The sequence below is a fragment of the Vreelandella populi genome (assembly GCF_003989825.1).
In the GTDB taxonomy this organism is placed as follows: domain Bacteria; phylum Pseudomonadota; class Gammaproteobacteria; order Pseudomonadales; family Halomonadaceae; genus Vreelandella; species Vreelandella populi.
In genome coordinates, this window is the sequence record NZ_RZHE01000006.1 from 443,902 (window position 1) to 468,701 (window position 24,800).

The window sequence follows — 24,800 nt, forward strand, 5'->3', positions numbered from 1 at the left end:
TAGCTTTCTCAACGAAATTGCTTAAAAACCGTTCAGAAGAAACTGCCCCATGAACATGCTGCGAGCCAAGAGGCTTGCGCTACGCTCAATCAGGACGCCCATGTCACAGGCCATCCCCCCCAATACGCCCATGATCACGCAGTACTTGAAGATCAAACGCGAACACCCTGAAGTCCTTCTGTTTTACCGGATGGGGGACTTTTACGAGCTGTTTTTTGATGATGCCAAGCGCGCGGCGGCGCTTTTGGATATCACGCTCACACAGCGCGGCCAATCAGGGGGTAAGCCCATTCCTATGGCGGGCGTTCCTTACCATAGCGCCGAAGGTTACCTGGCACGCCTAGTGGCAACCGGCGAATCCGTGGCTATCTGCGAGCAGATTGGCGACCCGGCTACCAGCAAGGGGCCGGTTGAGCGGCAGGTAGTGCGTATCGTGACGCCCGGCACCCTGCACGATGAGGCGCTTTTGGATGCGCGGCGTGACAACGTGCTGGTGGCCCTCGCGCCCGGCAGCGACCGCTGGGGGCTTGCCTGGCTTGAACTGTCAAGCGGACGTTTTAGCGTACTGGAAGTGGAAAGCGAAGCTGAAATGCTCGCTGAACTTACCCGTCTCTCGCCTGCGGAGCTGCTGGTACCGGAAAGCCTCACACTACCCGACATGTGGTCGCAAAAGCGTAGCTTGCGGCGTCAGGGCGAATGGCTGTTCGATCTGGAAAGCGCCAACCGCAGTTTGTGCGACCAGTTTGAAGTGCAGGATTTACGCGGATTTGGCTGCGCCCACCTGAGCACGGCCCTGGTGGCGGCCGGGGTGTTGATCGATTACGCTCGCGACACCCAACGCTCGCGCCTGCCGCATGTGACCGCCATCAGCGTCGAGAACCGCGACGATGCAGTAGTGATCGATGCCGCCAGTCGACGCAACCTGGAAATTGACATCAATCTCGGCGGCAGTGCTGACAATACGCTTGCAAGCGTCCTGGACACCTGCACCACCGCCATGGGCTCCCGCCTTTTGAAACGCTGGCTGAACCGGCCCCTACGCCAGCGCGACATCGTGCAGGGCCGTCAGGCCGGCGTTGCCCTACTAAGCCTGGACGCAGCGTATATGTCACTGCGTGATACGCTTAACGATGTGGGCGATGTGGAACGCATTCTGGCCCGCGTGGCCCTTTATAGTGCCCGCCCGCGCGACTTGGCCCGCCTGCGGGACGCCCTTAATACGCTACCGCTTCTTGAGCAGCAGCTGGGCGCCGTCGAGCAAGGCAGTGCGCTGGATAACCTGCGCCCTCACATTCGCCCCTACCCCGAGCTTGCCGACACACTGAGCCGCGCGTTGATTGAGAACCCGCCGGTGGTGATCCGTGATGGCGGCGTGATTGCCGATGGTTTTGATGCCGAGCTTGATGAACACCGCGGCATGGCCGAAAACGCGGGCAGCTACCTGGTTCAACTAGAGCTTCGCGAGCGCGAACGCACAGGGCTTGCCAACCTGAAGGTCGGCTACAACCGCGTGCACGGCTACTTTATCGAGCTGCCCCGCTCCCAAGCCCAGCAAGCGCCTGCGGACTATATTCGCCGCCAGACGCTGAAAAACGCCGAGCGGTTTATTATTCCCGAACTCAAGGAGTTCGAAGATAAGGCGCTTTCTGCCAAGTCGCGCGCCCTTACCCGTGAAAAGTGGCTGTATGATCGACTGCTTGGCGAGCTTAATGGGATGCTCAATGAACTACAGGGCACTTCCCGGGCGCTTGCCGAACTGGACGTGCTGTGCGCCTTTGCCGAGCGGGCCGACGCGCTTGGCTGGGTACGCCCAACCTTGAGTGACGAAACTGGCATCACCATTACCGCAGGTCGTCATCCGGTGGTGGAACAGGTAAGCGACAAGCCCTTTGTCCCCAATGACGTGGTGCTATCGCCTGAGCGTCACATGCTGATCATTACCGGGCCCAACATGGGCGGTAAATCGACCTATATGCGCCAGACTGCTCTGATTGCCCTGCTGGCCCATAGCGGCAGTTTCGTGCCCGCCGATGCGGCAGAGATCGGCCCCATTGATCGCATATTCACCCGTATAGGCTCATCGGATGACCTGGCCGGGGGGCGTTCCACCTTTATGGTCGAGATGACCGAAACGGCCAATATTCTGCATAACGCCACCGAGCACAGCCTGGTATTGATGGATGAGATTGGCCGGGGTACCAGCACTTTTGACGGTCTATCCCTTGCATGGGCCAGCGCCGAGCACCTGGCTCAGGCGCGCGCGCTTACCCTGTTTGCTACCCACTATTTTGAAATGACCGCTCTGCCTGAACAGGCCGAAGGTGTTGCCAACATCCACCTAACCGCGACCGAACACGGCGACACTATCGTCTTCATGCACCGTATTGAAGCAGGGCCCGCCAGCCAGAGCTATGGCCTTCAGGTGGCGCAGCTGGCCGGTGTGCCTACCCACGTGATCAGCCGCGCCCGCGAAAAGCTGGTTGCGCTTGAGCAGCGCGATGTGGACACTCAGCAGATGCGGCCATCGTCTTGGCAAACCCCGGCCCAGCCATCGTCGGCCGCAGTTTCGCCACCTCAGCAAAACGACCTGTTTGCAAGCTCCCCCCACCCGGTAATAGAGGCACTTGAGCGGGCGGATGTGGATGATTTATCGCCCCGAGAAGCGCTGGCCCTGATCTATCAATGGCGCGACTTATTGTAATTGGCGCAAGAGAACACGGCCAAGAGCTTGCCGTTAGGTATGGGCACCACTAGAATGTCGCCCATACTTTTTTTAGCTTATAAAAAACGGCTGTTTTATAACCATTCACGATTGACCATGACCGGGACCTACCCCGGTCCCGCAAGAGGGATAGCGCGATGACGTTTGTCGTTACCGAAAACTGCATCCAATGCAAATACACCGACTGTGTCGAAGTTTGCCCGGTTGACTGCTTTTACGAAGGCCCCAACTTCCTGGTTATTCACCCGGATGAGTGCATCGACTGCGCCCTGTGCGAGCCCGAGTGTCCGGCCGAGGCGATATTCTCAGAAGATGAGCTGCCCGATGGCCAGGAGCAGTTTATCGAGATTAACGCCGAGCTTTCGGAAGTGTGGCCCAATATTTCTGAAAAGAAAGATGCCCTGCCGGATGCTGAAGAGTGGGATGGCAAGAGCGGCAAAATCGAGAAGCTCGAACGTTAACCTCGCCGCGTCAGCGTATTGAAGAACCAGCGTCCTCGCTGGTTTTTTTATGGCCGCCTCTCCATCCTGGCGACTGTTATAGCGCTCAAAAAGCGAAAAGCCACCCGGAGGTGGCTTTTGACTTTCTACTGCTCTGTCTGCTTTCTACTGGCTGAACGATACACCCATAAGCTTACGCCGCTTTAGGCTCGCCCAACTGATCATCATTAGATGCAAAGACATCGCCATCGTGCTGATTGAGTAGGCGACTGGTCACCGTGCCCGCCATCATCGAGCCATTCACGTTAATCGCTGTGCGGCCCATGTCGATCAGTGGCTCGATGGAGATCAAAAGGCCCGCCAGGGCAATCGGCAAATCGAGCGTCGAAAGCACGATGATGGCCGCAAAGGTTGCCCCACCGCCGACACCGGCAATGCCGAAAGACGCAAGTGTAACCACCAATACCAGCGTAGCCAAAAACTCAAACGATAGCGGATCGATACCTACGGTAGGCGCGATCATCATGGCCAGCATCGCAGGATACAGGCCCGCACAGCCGTTTTGCCCAATCGTTGCGCCAAAGGAGGCAGCAAAATTAGCAATCGCGGGCGGCACGCCAATACGGCTCACCTGGGCTTCGATATTCAAGGGAATCGTGGCCGCGCTGGAGCGTGAGGTAAAGGCGAAGGTCAGCACCGGCCATACCTTATAGAAATAGCGCCGCGGATTGACCCCAACACCCAGCAGGAATAGCGCGTGCATGACCAGAATCAGCGTCAGGCCGACGTAGGATGCGACCACGAAGCCGAGCAGGCCGAGAATATCGCCCATGTTAGAGGTGGATACCACCTTGGTCATCAGCGCCATTACCCCGTAAGGCGTCAGGCGAATCACCATGCGCACCAAGCGCATGATCCACTTCTGCACAAGGTCGATACCTTCGATCAGCTTATCGCCAAGTGCCGCATTTTCACGCTTGATACCCAGCGCCGCCATGCCCAGAAACGTGGCAAAGATCACCACACTGATAATGGAAGTGGGGCGCGCACCCGCCAGGTCCTGAAACGGGTTGGCAGGAATAAACGAAAGCAGCAGTTGCGGCACACTCAGGTCTGCAACCTGGGCACTGCGCTCAATGATAGCCTGCCCCCGCTCCAGTTCACGAGCCCCCTGCACCAGTCCTTCGGCAGAAAGACCAAATAACTGGGTCATGCTGATACCGATGACGGCAGAGATGGCGGTAGTGATCATCAGCATGGCCAGTACGCCCAGACTGATCTTGCCTAGCGCACTGGCATCATGCAGCCGGGTAACAGCAGAAAGAATGGTGACCAGCACCAAAGGCATGATGATCATTTTCAGCAGCTGAACATAACCGCCGCCTACTAGATTGACCCAGTCGATAGTCCCCTCAAGTACCGCCGAATCCGCAAACAGCCACTGTAATAGCGCTCCCAACCCAACGCCGATTACCAGCCCTGCTAACACCACCTTCGACAGGCTTGCGCCGCTTCGCTGCCAGCGCGCCAACAACGCGATGGCCAGCACAAAGACCAACACGTTGATCGTAACCCACCCAAGCATATTTACCGTCTCCCCTAAACTAAAAAAACGGCACATCAGTGATGTACCGCTGACGTCAGCCCGGCGTGAAATGTAGCCTGCTAACTCTTGCGCGCCATGGTAAGTAATAGCAGCATGGAATAAAAATGTATTTTACTTATAACCTAATAATACTTTTCATAATTGATTGTATTTAAACAGTTCTTGGCGCTTCAGTACCGAGCAGGCATAAAAAAAGGCGGCCCGTAGGCCGCCCGCTCCAAGCACTTCCTCTGACCACTCCCTGTGTCAAACTCCTCAGGTAACTTCCCTACCAAGGCTCACATCAATGTGGCACCCGGCGTACCTGTCTACACCCCGTTACATTGCATCCTGTCTAAAGCATCCCTGCCTCCCCTGTCCTGTTAAGCATTGTGGCAGATAACGATGGCTTCTCAAGGCGGGCAAAATGCAAAAAGGCGAGCCCTTAGGGTCCGCCTTTCTTTAAAAAACGTTTTGAAATCAAAAGTATGAAGTTTAACTAATGAGAAACTTCGATCTTTCTTACCCTAAACCGAGCGATTTTCGTCGTCATTTGTAAGAGATGTCTTACAAATTTTTGAGACATCTCTTACGTGACAAGCGAAAACAGCCTTTACTGACCCTTGATCGCCTTCAAACCTGGGTAAGTAACATCGCCTAACTCTGCTTCAATTACCAGCAAACGGTTGTATTTGGCTACTCGGTCAGAACGGCATAGCGAACCTGTTTTAATCTGGCCTGCACAGGTACCGACCGCCAAATCGGCAATCGTAGTGTCTTCCGTTTCGCCGGAGCGATGCGAAATAACTGCGGTAAAACCGGCATCCTGAGCCATCTTGATGGCATCCAGCGTTTCAGAAAGCGAGCCGATCTGGTTGAACTTGATCAGGATCGAGTTGCCGATTTTCTCATCGATACCGCGCTTGAGAATTTTCGTGTTGGTCACGAACAGATCGTCACCTACGAGCTGCACCTTGTCGCCCAGCTTGTCGGTCAGCGCTTTCCAGCCGTCCCAGTCAGACTCATCCATGCCGTCTTCGATGGAGACGATTGGATACTCGTCGCAAAGGCCTGCCAAGTAGTCGGTAAAGCCCTGAGCGTCGTAACTTTTGCCTTCACCGGACAGATTATACTGGCCATCCTTGTAGAACTCAGAAGACGCGCAATCGAGTGCCAGCGTGATATCTTGACCCAAGGTATAACCGGCATCAGCCACGGCCTGCTTGATGACCGCCAGAGCGTCTGCATTGGAAGCCAGGTCAGGTGCAAAACCACCCTCATCACCAACGGCTGTTGATAGCCCTTTGGCAGACAGTACCTTTTTCAGGGCATGGAAAATTTCCGCGCCCATCCGCAGGCCTTCACGGAAGTTTTTGGCGCCGACCGGCTGCACCATGAACTCCTGAATATCCACGTTGTTATCGGCATGCTCGCCACCATTGATGATATTCATCATGGGTACCGGCATGCTGTACTGGCCCGGCTGACCATAAAGCTCGGCAATATGTGCATAGAGCGGCACGCCCTTGGCATTAGCGGCCGCTTTGGCAGCTGCCAGGGAAACCGCTAGAATCGCGTTGGCGCCCAGATTCGCCTTGTTCTCGGTAGCGTCGAGTGCCAGCATGGCGTCGTCCAGCCCACGCTGATCACGCGCATCCATTCCCAGCAGCGCATCCCGAATCTTGCCATTGACCGCTTCAACTGCCTTCAGTACACCTTTGCCAAGGTAGCGTGCCTTGTCGCCGTCACGCAGCTCTAACGCCTCGCGTGAACCGGTGGAAGCACCGCTCGGCGCGCAGGCCTCGCCTACCGCTCCGCTCTCAAGACGCACGCGCGCCAGTACCGTCGGATTACCGCGCGAATCGAGTACTTCCAGTGCACTGATATCTACAATTTTGGTCATGACAGTGTCCTTGTTTGTCGGTCTAATAGAAGATTGAGTACTGCATGGATGGCCGCGATCAGCGAATGCTCAACGGCGCAAAATTTTTCACCAGTGAATCCAGTTGCGAAAGCTGGGTTAAAAACGGTTCAAGCTGGTCAAGCGGCAAGGCGCAAGGGCCATCGCACTTTGCATTGTCCGGGTCTGGGTGCGCTTCAAGGAACAACCCGGCAAGACCTACCGCCACACCTGCACGGGCAAGCTCTGCCACCTGCGCACGACGGCCGTCGGCGCTATCGGCGCGCCCGCCAGGGCGTTGAAGCGCATGAGTGACATCAAAAAAGAGTGGGTAGCCGGTCTGCTTCATGTCGCCAAAGCCGAGCATATCCACTACCAGATTGTTGTACCCAAAGCTTGAGCCGCGCTCGCAAAGCATCAGACGGTCGTTACCGGCCTCCTGAAACTTGGTAATGATATGGCGCACCTCATGAGGCGCGAGAAACTGGGGTTTCTTGATATTGATGGCTGCGCCGGTTTTGGCCATGGCCACTACCAGGTCGGTCTGGCGCGCCAGAAAAGCGGGCAGTTGGATGATATCGGCCACTTCGGCCGCCGGTGCGGCCTGCCAGGGCTCATGAACATCAGTGATGATCGGCACGCCATGGCGCGACTTGATATCGGCCAAAATCTGCAAGCCCTTCTCGATTCCCGGGCCGCGATAGGAGTGGACGGAGCTGCGGTTGGCCTTGTCAAAGCTCGCCTTGTACACATAGGGCATGCCGAGCTTTTTCGTCACCTCGACATAGGCACTGGCCACTTCGTCGGCAAGCTCGGCCGACTCCAGCACATTCATGCCGCCCAACAACATTAGCGGCAAAGAATTGCCGGCGGTTAGGCCGGCAACGTTGATATGACGCTCTTGGAAAGGTGCTTGAGAAGACATCTTCTTCCCCCTTATTCCTGAGGTGTCGCGTGGGCCCGGGTACGCGCCGTCTTGTACTCAAACGCGGCATTCACAAAGCCCGAGAATAGCGGATGTCCGTCACGCGGAGTAGAGGTAAATTCCGGGTGGAACTGACAGGCCACGTACCAAGGGTGATCAGCCAACTCGACCATTTCAACCAGCGACTGGTCAACACTTTTACCCGAGATCACAAGTCCGGCCTGCTCCAGCTCATCAATAAACTGGTTATTGACTTCGAAGCGGTGGCGGTGGCGCTCGAAAATTTCATCAGAACCGTAGGCTTCACGCGCCTTGCTGCCGGATTTCAGGTGGCACACCTGACCGCCCAGACGCATGGTACCGCCAAGGTCGGATGCCGCATCGCGCAGCTCGATTTTGCCTTCCTTGTTGATCCATTCGGTAATCAGACCGACCACCGGGTGCTGGGTATCGTGGGTAAACTCGGTGGAGTTGGCGTCTTTCCAGCCGGCCACGTTACGTGCAAACTCGATGACCGCCACCTGCATCCCTAAGCAGATACCCAGGTAAGGCACGTTGTTTTCGCGCGCAAACTGAGCGGCCAGAATCTTGCCTTCCACGCCGCGCTCGCCAAAGCCGCCGGGCACCAGAATGGCATCTTTACCTGCCAGACGCTCAGTACCGTGGCGCTCGATATCTTCAGAGTCGATATAGTCAACGTTGACCTTGATGCGCCCTTGGATACCGGCGTGAATCAAGGCTTCGTTAAGCGACTTATACGCGTCCAGCAGCTCCATGTATTTACCGACCATGGCGATGCTGACCGACTTCAGCGGGTTGAGCTTGGAATCCAGCACCTTCACCCACTCGGACAAATCGGCGGGTTCGGCTTCAAGACGCAGCTTGTCGCAGACAATGTCGTCCAGGCCGTGCTCGTGGAGCATCAGCGGAATGCGATAGATGGTATCGGCATCCTGAAGCGGTACCACGGCGCGCTCTTCGACGTTGGTGAACAGCGCAATCTTGCGGCGCTCGCTCTCTTCAAGCTCGACTTCGCTGCGGCAGATCAGGATATCCGGCTGGATACCGATCGAGCGCAGCTCCTTGACGCTGTGCTGGGTAGGCTTGGTCTTGGTCTCGCCCGCCGTCTTGATATAGGGCACCAGCGTCAGGTGCATGAACAGCGCACGGTTGGCGCCCTGCTCGCTGCGAATCTGGCGAATGGACTCCAGGAAAGGTAGCGACTCGATATCGCCCACGGTACCGCCGATTTCCACCAGCGCCACGTCGAAGCCTTCACCGCCGGCGTAGACGCGCTGCTTGATTTCATCGGTGATATGCGGAATGACCTGCACCGTGCCGCCCAGATAATCACCACGACGCTCTTTGCGCAGCACGTGCTCGTACACGCGGCCGGTGGTGAAGTTGTTGCCCTGAGTCATCTTGGTACGAATAAAGCGCTCGTAGTGACCAAGGTCCAGATCCGTCTCGGCGCCATCCTCGGTGACGAACACCTCGCCGTGCTGGAAGGGACTCATGGTGCCCGGGTCCACGTTGATGTACGGGTCGAGCTTGAGCATGGTGACCTTGAGGCCGCGGGCCTCTAGAATCGCCGCCAGCGAGGCCGACGCGATGCCCTTGCCAAGAGAGGACACAACGCCGCCGGTCACGAAGATATATCGTGTCATGGAAAACCTGTCGAAACGTGATCAAAAGGCGTAACAGAAAGCCACACCAGGATGGGACGACAGAATAGCAGACTACGCCTTAAGGCTCAATTTGAACTGCCAAAGATAGCAGCGCATTGATCCATATGATGGCGCCCGGTGGGGTTGCGAGGCCATGAAGGCCCCGCTCAGCCTCTATAATAACGAATCAGACGCCCAGGTAGTTCATGATGCCATCTGCGGCCTGACGCCCTTCATGAATAGCGGTAACTACCAGGTCAGAGCCGCGCACCATGTCGCCACCGGCAAAGATTTTCTCGTTGCTGGTCTGGAAAGCGTACTGACCATGCTCGGGGGCTTTCACCAGGTCGCGCTCGTTCAGCTCGATACGCGAGCCTTCAAACCACGGCGCCGGGCTTGCCTGAAAGCCAAAGGCCACCACCACCGCATCGGCCGGAATGATCTCTTCAGAACCCGGCACCACTTCAGGACGCTGACGGCCGTTTTCGTCGGGCTCGCCCAGGCGAGTGCGCACCACTTTCACGCCCTCAACTTTACCCTCGCCCACCACAGCGACCGGTTGACGATTGAACAGGAACTCGACGCCCTCTTCACGGGCATTGGCCACTTCGCGGCGCGAACCGGGCATGTTGCCCTCGTCACGGCGGTAGGCGCAGGTCACGCTTGCCGCATGCTGACGAATGGAGGTGCGGTTACAGTCCATGGCCGTATCACCACCACCGAGCACCACCACGCGCTTGCCTTCCATAGAGATATAATCGCTGGGGTCTTTTTCAAACCCCAGGCGGCGATTGACGTTGGCAATCAGGAAATCGAGCGCCTTGTACACGCCCGGCAGGTCCTCACCGGGGAAGCCGCCTTCCATGTACTTGTAGGTACCCATGCCCAAAAAGACCGCATCGTACTCCTGAAGCAGGGTATCGAATTCAATATCGGTACCGATTTCAGTATTCAGACGAAACTCGACGCCCATTTCTTCAAATACCGCCCGGCGACGCTCCATGACGTTCTTTTCCAGCTTGAACTCAGGAATACCGAAGGTTAAGAGGCCACCAATTTCCGGGTACTTGTCAAACACCACGGGCTTGACGCCGTTGCGCGCCAGAATATCGGCGCAGCCCAGGCCCGCAGGGCCCGCACCCACGATGGCGACCTTCTTGTCGGTCCATACCACCTTGGACATATCCGGGCGCCAGCCCATGGCAAACGCGGTATCGGTAATGTACTTCTCGACAGAGCCGATAGTGACCGCCCCGAAGCCATCGTTAAGCGTACAGTCGCCTTCGCACAGCCGATCTTGCGGGCATACACGGCCACACACTTCCGGCAGCGAGTTGGTCTTGTGCGAAAGCTCGGCGGCCTCGATGATATTGCCTTCCACCACCAGCTGTAGCCAGTTGGGAATATAGTTGTGTACCGGGCACTTCCACTCGCAGTACGGATTACCGCAGTGCAGACAGCGGTGCGCTTGGCTTGCCGCATCAGAAGGCTTGAACGGCTCGTAGATTTCGGCAAATTCCTTGGCACGGGTATGGGCCGGCTTTTTCTGCGGGTCCATGCGACCCACATCAACAAACTGGAAATCGTTGTTCAAACGGTTAGCCATGATATTTCTCCTCGAAGCGTAGGCAGTTTATTGCGGTTGACGCCGAGATTGATCCAGCAGACTGCCCAGGCTTGCCGCTTTTGGCTTCACCAGCCAGAAGTGGCGCAGATAGTCGCCAAAGTCTTCCAAAATCGCCGCTCCCCGACTGGAGCCCGTTTCTTCCACATAGGTGGTAATCAGCTCGCGAAGATGACGGCGATACGCCTCCATGGCTTCGGTGCTGACCCGATGAATCTCGACCAGCTCGTGGTTGTACTTGTCCACGAAGGTACGATCTTCATCCAGCACGTAGGCGAATCCGCCGGTCATGCCCGCACCAAAGTTGACGCCGGTTTCACCCAGCACGCACACAAGGCCACCAGTCATGTATTCGCAGCAGTGATCGCCCGCTCCCTCGATAACAGCCGTAGCGCCTGAATTACGCACCGCAAAACGCTCGCCTGCGGTACCTGCGGCCATCAGCGTGCCGCCGGTAGCGCCGTATAGGCAGGTGTTACCGATAATGGCCGTTTTATGGCTCTCAAACTGGCTGACCTTCGGCGGCACAATCACGATACTGCCACCGTTCATGCCTTTGCCCACGTAGTCGTTGGCATCGCCTTCCAGATACAGATTCAGGCCACGCGCGTTCCACACCCCGAAGCTTTGCCCCGCAACGCCAGTAAAGCGGGCGGTGACCGGGGCGCTCTCCAGCCCCTCCTCACCGTAGCGTTTGGCGATAGCACCTGAAGTCAGCGCGCCCACACTGCGGTCGCAGTTGGTGATAGTAAAACTGAACTCGCCGCCCGACTGGTTCTCGATAGCCTCTTGCAATGCAGCCAACACTTCCTGGTTTTTGGCACCCGGGTCGTGCGGCACGTTACGGCTCACCGTGCAGAACTGCGGCGCATCAGAAGGTACAAAATCGTTCGCCAGCAGCGGAGTAAGATCCAGCTTGCGCTGGCTTGCCGTGTTGCCTTCAAGCACTTCCAGCAGATCGGTACGCCCGATCAGGTCGGTCAACTGGCGCACACCCAGCAGCGCCATCAATTCACGCACTTCTTCGGCGATAAAGCGGAAGTAGTTCTTGACCATATCCACGGTGCCGCGGAAATGCTCACCGCGCAGGAAGTCATCCTGAGTGGCGACCCCGGTGGCGCAGTTGTTCAGATGACAGATACGCAGGAACTTGCAGCCCAGCGCGACCATTGGCGCGGTACCGAAGCCGAAGCTCTCTGCCCCAAGAATCGCCGCCTTGACGACGTCTAATCCGGTTTTGAGGCCGCCATCGGTCTGCAGGCGAATCTTGTCGCGCAAGCCGTTGATACGCAGCGCCTGGTGTACTTCAGGCAGGCCCAGCTCCCAAGGCGAACCCGCATGCTTGATCGAGGTGAGCGGGCTTGCCGCAGTGCCGCCGTCATAACCGGACACGGTAATCAGGTCGGCGTAGGCCTTGGCCACACCTGTAGCGATAGTGCCGATACCCGGCTCAGATACCAGTTTGACCGATACCTGGGCTTCCGGGTTAATCTGCTTAAGGTCAAAAATCAGCTGCGCCAAATCCTCGATGGAATAGATATCGTGGTGTGGCGGCGGTGAGATCAGCGTCACGCCGGGCACCGCGTGGCGCAGGCGAGCGATAAGCTCGTTGACCTTGCCGCCTGGCAACTGACCGCCCTCGCCCGGCTTGGCTCCCTGAGCCACCTTGATCTGGAGCACTTCGGCGTTGACTAGGTAAGCAGGTGTAACTCCAAAGCGGCCAGAAGCAATCTGCTTGATCTTGGAGCTGCGGATTGTGCCATAACGCGCCGGGTCTTCCCCGCCTTCGCCCGAGTTGGAGCGCCCGCCGGCTTCATTCATGGCCTGAGCCAGCGCCTCGTGGGCCTCGGGTGACAGCGCGCCAAGCGACATGCCTGCACTATCAAAGCGCGGCAACAGAGCTTCAATCGGCTCGACCTCGTCCAGCGCCACGGGCGTTTGTGCAGGCTTGAGGATCAGAAGATCACGAATAGTGGCCACCGGACGCTCGTTGACCAGCTGGGCAAACTTCTTCCACTTGGCGTAGCTGCCCTCTTGTACAGCGGCTTGCAGCGACATCACCACGTCCGGGTTATAGGCGTGGTACTCGTGACCGTGCACATACTTGAGCATGCCGCCCTGGGAGATTCCCTTACGGGGAATCCAGGCATCTCTGGCAAGCAGCTCCTGCTGAATCTGCAGTTCCGCAAAGCCTGCGCCCTCTATGCGTGATGCCATACCTACAAAGCAGGTGTCCATGACTTCAGCAGAAAGACCGACCGCTTCAAACAGCATCGAGCCGCGATAAGAAGCGAGCGTCGAGATCCCCATCTTGGAAAGGATCTTGAACAGGCCTTTCTGCAGCCCCTTGCGGTAGTTTTCGCGACCATCGGCCGGGTTACCGGTCAGCTCGCCGCAGCGGTGCATATCCGCCATGACCTGGTAGGCAAGCCACGGATAAACCGCGGTAGCGCCCACGCCGAACAGCACGGCCATCTGGTGGGCATCCCGGGCATAGCCGGTTTCCACGATGATATTGGCATTCGGGCGCAGCGTCAGACGGCCCAGATGGGTATGCACCGCGCCCACAGCCAGCGCCGCCTGAATAGGAATCTGCCCCTTGGGCAGATCAGCGTCGGTCAGTACCAGAATCACCTTGCCCGCTTTAACCTGGCTTTCGGCTTCCTGGCACAGCGCGGCCAGCGCCTGTTTGAGGCTCTGCTGCTCAGGGTCATAACCCATTACCAGCGTATGGCTGGCAAAGGCCGGGTCGTCCTGGCTGACAAGCGCGGTAAACTTGCGCGGCGAGAGCACGGGCGTGGTCAGGATCAGGCGATGAGCGTGCTCAGGGGTTGCCTTGAATACGTTCAGCTCCGCCCCGCAACAGGTTTCCAGCGACATCACGATCGCTTCGCGCAGCGGGTCGATCGGCGGATTGGTCACCTGAGCAAACTTCTGACGGAAGAAGTCGGTCAAAAGGCGCGGACGGCTTGAAAGCACCGCCATCGGCGTGTCATCACCCATGGAACCGACAGCTTCCTGGCCGCTTTCCGCGAGCGGGCGCAGCACCTGGTTACGCTCTTCAAACGTCACCTGGAACATTTTCTGCTGCACGTTGAGCGCGTCGGCATCCATGGATTGAAAGCGCGCAAGCTCGGTAAGCGCCGATTCAAGATAGTTGGCTTCCTGCTTGAGCCAGCGCTTGTAGGGGTAGGCCGATTTCAGGCGGTCATCGATATCCTGAGTGTGCAGCACTTCGCCGGTTTGTGTATCGACTGCCAACATCTGCCCTGGGCCTACGCGGCCTTTAGCCACAACATCTTCCGGCTGGTAGCCATAAGTACCAATTTCTGACGCCAGAGTGATATAGCCGTTCTTGGTGATTACCCAGCGCGCCGGGCGCAGGCCGTTGCGGTCGAGCATACACACCGCCTGGCGGCCGTCGGTCATGACCACGCCAGCCGGACCGTCCCAGGGCTCCATGTGCATGGAGTTGTATTCGTAGAAAGCGCGCAACTCGGCATCCATGGTCTCGACGTTCTGCCAAGCGGGAGGAACCATCATGCGCACGGCACGGTGCAGCTCCATTCCGCCGGTCAGCAACACTTCCAGCATGTTGTCCATGCTCGAGGAGTCGGAGCCTGTGGTATTGACGATTTCATCCAGCTTGGCGATATCCGGCAGGCGGTCGTTAACAAAGTTCGCCTTGCGCGAGTTGGCCCAGCCACGGTTGGCTTCGATGGTGTTGATTTCGCCGTTATGCGCCAGCAGACGGAACGGCTGTGCCAACGGCCAGCGCGGTGCGGTATTGGTCGAAAAGCGCTGGTGGAACACACAGATCGCAGTTTCCAGACGCGGGTCGTTCAAGTCTTTATAAAATGCCGGAAGGTCTTCCGGCATCACCAGACCTTTATACGACACTACCTCAGAGGAGAGCGACGCCACGTAAAAGTCTTCATCGCTGCGCAATGCCTGCTCTGTATAGCGGCGCGCCATGAACAGATCAACGGTGAACTGCTCGCTACTACCGGGTTCGACAAAAATCTGCTCAATGCGCGGCAGGCAATCAAGTGCCATCGGGCCACAAACGCTTGAATCGGTGGGCACAACGCGCCAGCCGACCACGTTTAGGCCACGCGCACCTAGCTCGCGTTCAAACGTTTCACGCGCATTGGCGGCACGAGCGGCATCGTTGGGCAGAAAAACAACGCCCACGGCAAACTGCTCACCCAGTGCCACGCCTAAGGCCTCTTGCCCCGCCTCGCGCATGAACTGGCTAGGCATTTTAAGCAACAGCCCACAGCCATCACCGGTTTTGCCATCGGCGGCAATTCCGCCACGGTGCGTCATGCAGGTGAGCGATTCAATGGCCGTTTTCAGCAGGTCGTGACTGGCCTGCCCTTCCATATGAGCGATAAGGCCAAAGCCGCAGTTATCGCGAAACTCGCCAGGCTGGTGGAGACCTCTATTCATGGGCGTGCCTCTAATCAAGGTATTTTATTAGCAGCGTTCTTATGGTTTAATGGCAGGTTTTTATTTTTTTTAGATCTTTTTTTACCCGCCTAAAAAGGGCGTTTACCCGGTTCGCTGCTGCAAGAAAATGGTTGCTCAGCATAGCGATTCGCCTACCCATAGCGCAATAACCCGGCGCACGCCATTGCAAGAAACCCTTTTCAAATCCGCTATTTGCAACTCACCCTGTTGTTAAAAACACATACACTTCAAGGACTTGCAAAGCGCTAAAACGGTTTTTAAACGATAAACAGAAAAGCATTAGACTTTAGTCTAACAACCCTACAAAACCCCATGCCGATAGCGCATACGCCATGCTAATTACATGATGGCCTATTTTCTAACACTGTTCTAAAACGCAAAAACCCGCCAAAAGGCGGGTTCAATGAAAGCAGCGCGTTCTTACAAGCGGGTTACGCCCGTGGATAGCCGTCTATCAAGTCGCGCAATGTACTCTCCGGAGTTGTATCGTCGATGCAGGCATCACCTAAGGCATTAAGCAGCACCAGCCGCAGTCTGGCATCCACGTTTTTCTTATCCAGGCGCATACGGGTTATAAAATCATTACTCGACATGTTCGCAGGTGCGGCTAGCGGCAACCCGGCGCTATCGATAACGGCCTGGGTACGGGCTAGCTCAGCTGCGCTGATAAAGCCAAGCCGCTCGGAAAGCGCGGCGGCCATGGCCATACCGGCGCCTACCGCCTCGCCATGCAACCAGTTGCCGTACCCTTGATGCGCCTCAATGGCGTGACCAAAGGTATGCCCCAAGTTCAAAAGCGCGCGCACGCCCTGCTCGGTTTCATCATCCGCGACAATATCGGCTTTAATCTGACAGCTGCGCGCAATGGCTTCGCTGACCGTCTCGGGGTCAATCTGGCGTAACGCCGCCATATTGTCCTCCAGCCAGCCAAGAAATACCTTGTCACGAATCAGCCCGTACTTGATCACTTCGGCAAGCCCCGCCGAAAGCTCTCGGTCTGGGAGCGTGGCAAGCGTTGCGATATCAATCAGCACCGCCTTGGGCTGCCAGAAAGCGCCAATCATGTTCTTGCCAAGCGGATGGTTGACGCCCGTCTTGCCACCGACAGAAGAATCTACCTGGGAAAGCAGCGTGGTGGGCACCTGGATAAAGGCCACTCCGCGCTGATAGGACGCCGCCGCATAGCCCACCATATCGCCGATTACGCCCCCACCTAACGCGACCAGCGTGCAGCGGCGATTAAAGCCTGCCTCAAGTAGGGCATCCCAGATACGATTGACCTGCTCGATGGTTTTGTACTGTTCTCCATCGGGCAGAATCAGCGTGCGTAGCTCTATATCATCCGGAAGATTAGCGCACAGTGCCTCTAGATAAAGCGGGGCAATGGTTTCATTGGTTACTACCATTACCTGCTTGCCCGCAAGATAAGGCGTCACCGCCTCAGGGTCGCCCAATAGTCCGGCGCCAATATGGATCGGATAGCTGCGCTCACCCAATGCAACATCAAGCGTGCGCTGGGCGGTGGCGGGTCGAGTCATGGCGATACCTTTGAGTTAAGCGTTTCGGTGCTTTCCAGCGGGTCTATCAAGCGGTGCACACGACGCAGAATTTCATTCACCACCGCGCGCGGACTGCGCCGGTCAGTGCGTACGGTAATATCCGAGGTGGCTCGGTACAGCGGGTCTCGCGCAGCAAACATGTCAATCAGCACTTGCTCGCGGTTAACACACTGCAGAAGCGGGCGGTTGCGATCTTTCGCGGTACGCTTGAGCTGCTGATCCACCGTGGTCAGCAGATAAATGACCGTGCCGCGCTCTCGCAACGCTTTGCGGTTCTCTTCACGTAGAACGGCCCCCCCACCGGTGGCAAGCACCACATTTGAAAGCCGGGTAAGCTCGTCTATCATCTGAATTTCGCGCTGGCGAAAGCCGGGCTCGCCCTCTACATCGAATATCCAGGGAATATCCGCACCGCAGCGGGCTTGAATGGCATGGTCGCTATCATAGAACGAGCGCGCAAGCTCGCCCGCCAACAGGCGGCCTATCGTGCTTTTGCCAGCCCCCATGGGGCCAATCAGAAAAAGGTTGGGTAAATCCTGCATCAGCGAACCGCCAAGCCATCGTCAAGTAGTCGTGGAGTAATAAAGACTAACAACTCTACCTTCTCATTGCTCTCTTCGGTATACCGAAACAGGCGTCCGAGCAAAGGAATATCACCTAAAAGCGGTGTTTTGGCCATTTGACTCAGCTGTTCGGTAGTCAAAATTCCACCTAGCACCACTGTTTGGCCGTTATCCACCAGCACCTGGGTCTCAATCTGATTAGTATCGATCGGCGGCTCACCGCCAAACCCGGATTCCCGAAAGCTGTCATTTTTAATCACCAGATCCATGATAATACGGTTATCGGGGGTAATTTGCGGCGTCACTTCCAGCGAAAGTTCAGCTTCCTTGAACTGAGTATCCGGATTGCCCTGCACATCCACACTCTGAAACGCCCGCTCCTCCCCTTGGCGAATGATGGCTGTGCGCTGGTTGGCAGTGATCACACGAGGCTGGGAAATGGTCTGGCTTTTGCCTTCGCTCTCCAACGCCCGAAGCTCCAAGTCCAGCAGCACATCACCGGACAAATAGCCAAAGCTGAACCCCGTTCCCGGGCCTGAAGGTGAACCCAGATCAACGGCCAAGCCGCCGCGTGCCCGGTTCAAGCCACCCGGATTGATGTTACGCCGTGCAAAATTACCGCTTTCCGCCTCCTGAAAGCCTCGCGTGCTGGAAGCGCCCCAGTTAACCCCTAGCTCTCGAGAGGCGGTATCGCGGGCGATCACGATGCGCGCTTCTATCTGCACCTGGCGCACCGGCACGTCCAGTCTCGCCAGCGTACGCATGATGCTCTCTACCTGCTCGGCGGTATCCTGTACCCACAGGGCGTTGGTTCTGGGGTCAACGCTAATCCGGCCACGCTCGGTCAAGAGCCCAAAACCGTCATTGCCGCGCAGCAGTTGGGCAAGATTCTCGGCCCGCGCGTACTTCACCTCAATAAGCTCGCTGACCAGCGGTGACAGTGTTTCATGGTGGCTCTGGGCCTCGGCTTTTTGTCGTTCAAGCTCGGCAAGCTCCCCAGCAGGTGCCACTAGAATCACGTTGTCGCTCTCACGGCTTGAAAGCCCCTGGCTGTGTAAAATCAGCGCTAGCGCCTGATCCCAGGGCACGTCGTTAAGGTTCAGGGTAATGCGCCCGGCTACGCTATCACTGGCGATCAGGTTAAGCCCTGTGAACTCGGCAAGCGTGGCCAGCACGGCGCGGATGTCCATATCCTGAACGTTCAGGCTTAGCCGCTCACCGGTAAAACGACGCTGTGAATCGTGCTTCTCGGGCTGCACGTCGGTCGCACTTTCCAAATACTCGGTGTTCGAAAGCCCGGTATTCCAAGGCGTTTGAAGAGATATGTGCAACTGATCATCCATAGCCTGAGAGGTGTAATCCAGGGGTTTGGTCAGACCTATCACCAGCCGGGTGCGGCCGCCACCTTCCAGTACGCTAATTTGTCCAACGCCGCCCTGACCCACTTCAATGTGGCGCTGCCCCAGGCCATTTTGGGTATCGGCCAGATCCAGCGTCAAACGCGGCGGATCATCAAGGTGATACCCCTGTAGCTCGGCTACCCCGCCGTTGAACTTAAGCGCTAACTGCATCTCGTCACTGTTCACCGGGTGCACATCGATAGCGGTCAGTACGGACGCCATGGCTGTCCAAGGCATTAGTGCTAACCCTACCAGGATCATTCGATTCACTAATAAAGCCATGGCGTGCTCCTGTAAGGTTGAAATCAGTAACGTGTTATCGTGCGTCCAACACAAGAGAGGCTGTACGTGCCTGCCACCCTTGTGGTGTAGAGATGCGTTCGGCAATACGCACTTCCTGCCGGGTAATCTGCGTAATACGTCCTTTATCGCTGCCCACATACGCCCCCTGGGGTGCGCTGGTTACCTGCCCCTCCGGTGTCTCGATCAGGGCAACGCGTTGCTCGCCCATGACAAGCGTGCCCACCAGGCGCAGCTCGGCAAGCGTAAAATGCTCAAGAGGCTCCAACGGGCGCGGCGTTTGTGGTGCAAGTGCATCTAGCGCTATTGAAGGGTCGCGCTCGGCAGTGGCATCCAGTAACTGAAAGGGGCTGCGGCTTTCCGCGTAGCGATACGTCACCGAAGAAGTGATGGAGAATGGTTCGATCACATCATGTGCAGAGGCGTCAGTTGCACGGGTTTGAGATAAGTGGCGCAGCTCGGCCAACGTAACGTCCAAGCGCTCTAACTCCGAGTCGGCACATCCTGCAAGCCAAAGCATACCAAGCAAGCTGATTAGCCACTTCATGGGGGGCCCTCTTGACGCTCATCGTCATGCGTCTGACCTGCTTCACCATAGGCTTTTGCTACCAGCTTCAATGCTAGCATGTCGCTTTGCGGATCAACTGGGGCAAGTGTAAAAGCATGCTGAGTGATCAGCCGCGGCAACGTACTTATGTCACGAATAAACTGCGCTAGCTGGTGATAACCGCCCTGTACCTGAATATCCAGCGGGTACTCGATATAGGCAGCGCGCGCAATGGCGGGCTGCAGCTGGATGGCTTCAATAACAAGCTGGTTATCGTCGGCGGCGTTGATAATGCTATCCAACAAGACGGTAGTATCGGCGTGGGGCATTAACGTTGCGCGCACCTGAACCATCTGCGCCTCCAGCTCCGCCAGCTGTGTACGTGTATGGGCAAGCAGCCCGGCCGCGTGAACGCTCCCTCGATAGTCGTTTAATAAGCGGACTTCCTGGCGCTGGGCGGCAGCCAGCGCCGTACGATAGTCGCCAGCCCACCACCAGCCAGTGAGCGTTAGCGCGACTAGAAATACCAGCACACCGCTAAGCACTTTCACCGCCCAGGGCCAGGCGCCTGCTTCTTGAAGATCCAGCGCTTGCCAGTCAAGGGTGCGCAGACGCTGCCACTCCTCTCGCCACTGCCGGACATAGCCCTTCATGGCGGTCCCTCCTTATCGGCCAACAAGGAAGACGACCGCGCCTGCGCTATCTCTAACGTGAAGTTGCGCTGACCTTCGGGTCCGCTGGTTACTTCAGAAAGTACCGGCGCATCTAACCCCGGCTGTTCAGCCAAGCGGCGCAGCTGCTCAGATACCTGATGTTCATTCTGGGCTACTGCCGTTATATTTATCTGGTTATGACGGCGCTCAAGGTGCCGGTAGGTCACGCCGTCTGCAAGGCTTGCCGCAAGGTCATTAAACAGGCACAAGGTGTCCGTTCGTGCCATAAGCAAGCGTTTGAAACGCGCTAGCTGCTGGTCAAGATGCGTCACCTCCTTCTGATAGCGCTCAGCCTGGGCAATTTCATCATCAAAGTGCGCTATGTGGGCCACGATATGGGCATTGCGCTGCTGCTGTGCCACAAGCGTTTTCTGGTAGCCGTAAGCCACCGCACCGCCAAGCCCGGCCCCTAACGCACCTGAAAGCAGCATGGTTATATAAAACATCCGCGTACGCTTTACGCGTCGTGCCTCTCGCCAAGCCAACAGGTTGATATTACGGCTCATAAACCCACCCGCATGGCTAGCCCACAGGCATTAAGCAGTGCCGGTAAATCCTCAGACAATGTTTGCCCATCAAGACGCTTATTGAGCTGCATAGTCTGGAGCGGGTTACCCAACGTCACCGGTATACCGCAGGCAGTCGCGATATGGTCAGCCAAGCCAGGCACGCTACTTGAACCGCCCACCAGCACCAGATGAGTTACTTCAATTGACCGCCCCTGGGTATAGTAGAGCTGTAACGCACGGGCCACCTGCCGTGCCAACGCTTCCAGAAAAGGCGTGAGCAACGCGTGTTGAAAATCACCGGGTAGCCCACGCCTTTTAGCCTGCTCGGCGGCTGCCTTATCAAGCGCATAATGCGCCTGAACGGCCTGGGTTAACTGCTCGCCGCCTACCGGGCTATCGTGGGTATAAACAATGCGCGTTTCTTGAATAACGTGAAATGAGCTGACAACAGCACCTATATCTACCAATCCCACACAGGTGGGTGAACCGTGGTTCAGGGGTAGATAAGCGCTCATTGCGGCAAACGCACGCTCTATTGCAAAGGTTTCCATATCGACGGCTACCGGCTCAAGACCTGCTTGTTCCAGCGCCTCGGTCCAGTGCCAGATATCCTGCTGACGACAGGCAACAAGCAGAATTTGCTGTAAATGCGGCGACGAATGCACGGGCCCCAGAGAGAGGAAATCAAACGCTACGTCATTGAACGCAAAGGGCAGATGGTGGTCTGACTCCACCATCAAGCGCTCTTCAACTTCCTCCTCGTTCAACGCAGCGGGAAGGGTGAGCATTTTAGTGATAGCCGCACTTGAAGGGATGGCAATAGCGGCTTTGCGGGTAGATGGCCTGGCATCATCAAGCGCCTGACCCAAGGTATGCGCGACGTCCTTGATATTATGAATACGCCCTTCACCCACTGCGTTATCACTTAGTGGACGAATCGCATAGCTTTCTACCTGGTAGGTATTACGGCTTTTTTTAAGCTCAAGAAGCTTGACGGCAGACGAGGTAATATCGACGCCAATCAAGCTTTTACTGGCTTTTAGTAAGCGCATTGTAGGTTTAGCCATGCCGCCTGAGATGCCTGACCTGTAGTGATGCAGCAATTTTCTCAGGTAGTGCGCCGTTAAATTTACGGTATATCAACACTGGTGGCCGGTGCCTCGCCTTCCTATAATGGCAGCCAATTGCGCGATACGGCCGTTTAAGCGCCGATCCTATTCTTCTTATCATGGGTGCCCCCTGTTCATGACGTTTTTGCGAACCCTTATCCTGTCGCTGTTTTTTCTTGTCGTTTCGTTAGTCGGTGCCGCCGCGCTTGCCGTGGTGGGTGCCGCTATCTATTTTTCTCCTGGCTTACCCGATGTTCGTCAGTTGCAAAACTTCGAGCTGCATTCACCGCTACGCATTTTCACCAACGACGGCAAGCTGATTGGTGAATTTGGTGAAGAGCGCCGGGTGGTGGTGGATTTCGACGAAATTCCTCAGGACATGGTGAACGCCCTGATCGCCGCCGAGGACACCAATTACTTTGACCACGCTGGTGTCGACCCCCGAGGGCTCGCCCGGGCGGCAGTCGAGCTTGCTCAGAGCGGCGGCGCCATTCAGTCAGGCGGCTCGACCATTACCATGCAGGTCGCGCGTAACTACATGTTGACGCTGGACCAGACCTTCACGCGTAAAATCCGTGAGATCCTGCTTGCTCTGCAGATGGAGAAAGTGCTGAGCAAGGAAGAGATCTTCGAACTTTACGTTAACAAAATTTTCTTAGGAAATCGAGCCTACGGCATTGCAGCGGCGGCCGATACCTATTACGACAAGCCGCTTTCTGAACTGACCTTGGCGGAGACCGCCATGATCGCAGGGTTGCCCAAAGCGCCCTCGGCGTTCAACCCGCTGGCCAACTCGGAGCGCTCGCTCATTCGCCGCAACTGGATTCTTTTCCGGATGCGTGAGCTTGGCTATATCGATGACAGCCTGTATCAGACAGCAGTACAGGAGCCGGTTACCGCACGCCGGCACTATACCCAGACGGAAGTGGATGCTTCTTATGTGGCCGAAATGGCCCGTCAATACGCGGTTGAGCGCTTTGGCGACACCGCCTATACCGGCGGCTACCGAATCTATACAACGCTGGACAGCAAACTGCAGCCGTTCGCCCGCGATGCGCTGGCTAATGGCCTGCGTGAGTATGATTTACGCCACGGCTGGCGCGGTGCCGAGCAGCACGATATTGCACCAAGCCTAGTTGAAGCACAGGAGCGTACGGCAACCCAAGGGCTGGAAGAAGAGCTGTCTGAATCGCCAGAGATTCGCCAGACCGCGCGCCAAGCCGCCGAACGTAGCCAGACAGAAATTGCCGGTATTGAGGGCGATGTCAGTAACTGGCTGCAAGTGCTGGAGCGTACGCCCAACTATGGCCTTCTGCAGCCGGCCATTGTGGTGGAAAGCGGCGGTCGTGAAATGCAGGTACTGACCCGCGGCGGAGAGCTGAAAACCATTGGGTGGGATGGTTTGAGCTGGGCCCGCCAGTACCAAAGCCCGCGCAGCCGTGGTGCTGAACCAAGCTCTGCCGACCAGATTGCCGTGCGTGGCGATTTGATTCGGGTCATCGAAGCCGAGGACGGTACCGTGCGCCTTTCCCAGCGCCCGGATGCGGAAGGCTCGCTAGTGGCCCAGGATCCGCGCACCGGCGCTATTCTTGCCCTGCAGGGCGGGTTTGATTTCAATGCCAGTAAGTTTAACCGCGCCATTCAGGCACAGCGTCAGGCAGGCTCTATCTTCAAGCCGTTTATCTATCTGGCAGCACTCCAGGATGGTGAAATGAATGCGGCAAGCGTGGTCAACGACGCGCCGGTCGTACTTAATGACGGCAGCAACTCACTATGGCGCCCCGTCAACTCCAGCCGTGATTTCCAGGGTCCCATGCGCCTGCGCCCGGCACTCGCCCGCTCGCGTAACCTGGTCACCATCCGCGTTCTACAGACCATGGGGCTGGACCACACGATTAATTATCTGGAAGGTTTTGGCTTTGCCTCCGGCCGCCTGCCGCATGGCCTCTCCTTGGCACTGGGTAGTGCCAGCTTGACACCAATGGAAATGACCAACGCCTATTCGGTTATTGCCAACGGTGGCTTCCAGGTGGCTCCGTGGTTTATTGAGCGTGTCACCCGTAACGATGACCACGAACTCATCGATGAAGCGACACCTCAAGTTGCCTGCCCCAGCTGTGCAGAGGGCCAGGAAACCGTAGAAATCAATGGCCGTGAATACCCGGTAGCCGAGCGTGTTGCCGACGCCGCTGCGGTCTATATCCTCCGCGACATGATGCGTGACGTCATTACCTCAGGCACCGGGCGTGGCGCATTAAGCCTTAACCGCGAAGATATCGTAGGTAAAACCGGCACCACCAACAGTCAGCGTGATGCCTGGTTTGCCGGTTTTAACAGCGACTTGGTCACTACGGTATGGGTGGGTAAAGACAGTAACGAAACCATTGCGGAATACGGCGCCAATGCAGCCCTGCCCATCTGGACCGCGTTTATGGCCAACGCGCTGGAAGGCACGCCCAACGCCATGCCGGAGCGTCCTGATACCGTTGTCACCGCTCAGGTAGACCCCAATACGGGTCGTCGTTTGCAGGATGGACAAAGCGGTGGTATCACCGAGTTCTTCCATCGCGATCACCTGCCCGATTACCAGCCGCGCGGCATTAGCCGTGAACTGGAAGAAGCCAGCGGCTCGCAAGGCTCAGGCACCGCGGAATCGATCTTCTAAACGATGCTTAGCGCTAAGTAACAGCTAGCTTAAGAAACGTAAAAGCCCGGAAACCTAATGGTTTCCGGGCTTTTTTATTGCATGATGCAAGGCAGACGG

16 protein-coding genes are annotated in these 24,800 nt (G+C 56.9%); 3 read left to right on the plus strand and 13 right to left on the minus strand.

Annotated elements, in window-relative coordinates; all coding sequences use genetic code 11:
• Window positions 1-100 precede the first annotated feature (100 nt).
• Window positions 101-2,701 (plus strand): DNA mismatch repair protein MutS, encoded by a 2,601-nt coding sequence (gene mutS, locus ELY25_RS07055; RefSeq protein WP_126950568.1) that lies wholly within the window; start codon window positions 101-103, stop codon window positions 2,699-2,701.
• 158 nt (window positions 2,702-2,859) lie between these two features.
• Complete coding sequence (fdxA, locus tag ELY25_RS07060) at window positions 2,860-3,183, plus strand: ferredoxin FdxA (protein WP_126950569.1); 324 nt, start codon at window positions 2,860-2,862, stop codon at window positions 3,181-3,183.
• Window positions 3,184-3,355: 172 nt separating this feature from the next.
• Here fdxA and ELY25_RS07065 read toward each other — a convergent pair whose 3' ends face one another.
• The 13 genes from ELY25_RS07065 to pilM form a co-directional block, all read right to left on the minus strand.
• Window positions 3,356-4,747: an L-cystine transporter gene (locus tag ELY25_RS07065; RefSeq protein ID WP_126950570.1), complete on the minus strand. Its 1,392-nt coding sequence runs from the start codon at window positions 4,745-4,747 to the stop codon at window positions 3,356-3,358.
• 613 nt (window positions 4,748-5,360) lie between these two features.
• Window positions 5,361-6,650 (minus strand): phosphopyruvate hydratase, encoded by a 1,290-nt coding sequence (gene eno, locus ELY25_RS07070; protein WP_126950571.1) that lies wholly within the window; start codon window positions 6,648-6,650, stop codon window positions 5,361-5,363.
• Window positions 6,651-6,708: 58 nt separating this feature from the next.
• Entirely contained in the window at window positions 6,709-7,572 is an 864-nt protein-coding gene (gene kdsA, locus ELY25_RS07075) for a 3-deoxy-8-phosphooctulonate synthase (RefSeq protein WP_126950572.1), read from the minus strand.
• A gap of 11 nt (window positions 7,573-7,583) precedes the next feature.
• On the minus strand, window positions 7,584-9,239 hold the full coding sequence (locus tag ELY25_RS07080; RefSeq protein WP_126950573.1) for a CTP synthase: 1,656 nt from the start codon (window positions 9,237-9,239) through the stop codon (window positions 7,584-7,586).
• 187 nt (window positions 9,240-9,426) lie between these two features.
• Window positions 9,427-10,845, minus strand: a complete 1,419-nt coding sequence (locus ELY25_RS07085) for an FAD-dependent oxidoreductase (protein ID WP_126950574.1) — start codon at window positions 10,843-10,845, stop codon at window positions 9,427-9,429.
• Between the two features lie 27 nt (window positions 10,846-10,872).
• Window positions 10,873-15,315 carry a glutamate synthase large subunit gene (gltB, locus tag ELY25_RS07090; protein ID WP_126950575.1) on the minus strand — a complete coding sequence of 1,481 codons (4,443 nt, stop codon included), beginning with the start codon at window positions 15,313-15,315 and terminating at the stop codon, window positions 10,873-10,875.
• A 452-nt stretch (window positions 15,316-15,767) separates the two neighbouring features.
• Complete coding sequence (gene aroB / locus ELY25_RS07095) at window positions 15,768-16,874, minus strand: 3-dehydroquinate synthase (RefSeq protein ID WP_126950576.1); 1,107 nt, start codon at window positions 16,872-16,874, stop codon at window positions 15,768-15,770.
• Entirely contained in the window at window positions 16,871-17,437 is a 567-nt protein-coding gene (aroK, locus tag ELY25_RS07100) for a shikimate kinase AroK (protein ID WP_126950577.1), read from the minus strand. Before aroK ends, aroB begins: the two co-directional genes overlap by 4 nt.
• Window positions 17,437-19,140: a type IV pilus secretin PilQ gene (locus ELY25_RS07105; RefSeq protein ID WP_126950578.1), complete on the minus strand. Its 1,704-nt coding sequence runs from the start codon at window positions 19,138-19,140 to the stop codon at window positions 17,437-17,439. The genes aroK and ELY25_RS07105 overlap by 1 nt, the downstream gene beginning before the upstream one ends.
• Window positions 19,141-19,174: 34 nt before the next feature.
• Window positions 19,175-19,705, minus strand: coding sequence for a pilus assembly protein PilP (locus ELY25_RS07110; protein ID WP_126950579.1), 531 nt, complete (start codon window positions 19,703-19,705; stop codon window positions 19,175-19,177).
• On the minus strand, window positions 19,702-20,358 hold the full coding sequence (locus tag ELY25_RS07115; RefSeq protein WP_126950580.1) for a type IV pilus inner membrane component PilO: 657 nt from the start codon (window positions 20,356-20,358) through the stop codon (window positions 19,702-19,704). Before ELY25_RS07115 ends, ELY25_RS07110 begins: the two co-directional genes overlap by 4 nt.
• A complete protein-coding gene (locus tag ELY25_RS07120; protein WP_126950581.1) occupies window positions 20,355-20,924 on the minus strand; it encodes a PilN domain-containing protein in 570 nt (189 codons plus the stop codon). Before ELY25_RS07120 ends, ELY25_RS07115 begins: the two co-directional genes overlap by 4 nt.
• Window positions 20,921-21,994, minus strand: a complete 1,074-nt coding sequence (gene pilM / locus ELY25_RS07125) for a type IV pilus assembly protein PilM (protein WP_312845179.1) — start codon at window positions 21,992-21,994, stop codon at window positions 20,921-20,923. The genes ELY25_RS07120 and pilM overlap by 4 nt, the downstream gene beginning before the upstream one ends.
• 178 nt (window positions 21,995-22,172) lie before the next feature.
• Here pilM and ELY25_RS07130 point away from each other — a divergent pair, with 178 nt between their 5' ends.
• Entirely contained in the window at window positions 22,173-24,701 is a 2,529-nt protein-coding gene (locus tag ELY25_RS07130) for a penicillin-binding protein 1A (protein ID WP_126950582.1), read from the plus strand.
• Window positions 24,702-24,800 lie beyond the last annotated feature (99 nt).

Excerpts from the sequence above, each read along its gene's own strand:
- aroB (WP_126950576.1), bottom strand. The coding sequence starts at position 16,874 with ATGACTCGACCCGCCACCGCCCAGCGCACGCTTGATGTTGCATTGGGT.
- pilM (WP_312845179.1), bottom strand. The coding sequence starts at position 21,994 with ATGGCTAAACCTACAATGCGCTTACTAAAAGCCAGTAAAAGCTTGATT.
- kdsA (WP_126950572.1), bottom strand. The coding sequence starts at position 7,572 with ATGTCTTCTCAAGCACCTTTCCAAGAGCGTCATATCAACGTTGCCGGC.
- ELY25_RS07105 (WP_126950578.1), bottom strand. The coding sequence starts at position 19,140 with ATGGCTTTATTAGTGAATCGAATGATCCTGGTAGGGTTAGCACTAATG.
- ELY25_RS07085 (WP_126950574.1), bottom strand. The coding sequence starts at position 10,845 with ATGGCTAACCGTTTGAACAACGATTTCCAGTTTGTTGATGTGGGTCGC.
- ELY25_RS07080 (WP_126950573.1), bottom strand. The coding sequence starts at position 9,239 with ATGACACGATATATCTTCGTGACCGGCGGCGTTGTGTCCTCTCTTGGC.
- ELY25_RS07110 (WP_126950579.1), bottom strand. The coding sequence starts at position 19,705 with ATGAAGTGGCTAATCAGCTTGCTTGGTATGCTTTGGCTTGCAGGATGT.
- eno (WP_126950571.1), bottom strand. The coding sequence starts at position 6,650 with ATGACCAAAATTGTAGATATCAGTGCACTGGAAGTACTCGATTCGCGC.
- ELY25_RS07130 (WP_126950582.1), top strand. The coding sequence starts at position 22,173 with ATGACGTTTTTGCGAACCCTTATCCTGTCGCTGTTTTTTCTTGTCGTT.
- fdxA (WP_126950569.1), top strand. The coding sequence starts at position 2,860 with ATGACGTTTGTCGTTACCGAAAACTGCATCCAATGCAAATACACCGAC.
- mutS (WP_126950568.1), top strand. The coding sequence starts at position 101 with ATGTCACAGGCCATCCCCCCCAATACGCCCATGATCACGCAGTACTTG.
- ELY25_RS07120 (WP_126950581.1), bottom strand. The coding sequence starts at position 20,924 with ATGAGCCGTAATATCAACCTGTTGGCTTGGCGAGAGGCACGACGCGTA.
- ELY25_RS07065 (WP_126950570.1), bottom strand. The coding sequence starts at position 4,747 with ATGCTTGGGTGGGTTACGATCAACGTGTTGGTCTTTGTGCTGGCCATC.
- ELY25_RS07115 (WP_126950580.1), bottom strand. The coding sequence starts at position 20,358 with ATGAAGGGCTATGTCCGGCAGTGGCGAGAGGAGTGGCAGCGTCTGCGC.
- aroK (WP_126950577.1), bottom strand. The coding sequence starts at position 17,437 with ATGCAGGATTTACCCAACCTTTTTCTGATTGGCCCCATGGGGGCTGGC.
- gltB (WP_126950575.1), bottom strand. The coding sequence starts at position 15,315 with ATGAATAGAGGTCTCCACCAGCCTGGCGAGTTTCGCGATAACTGCGGC.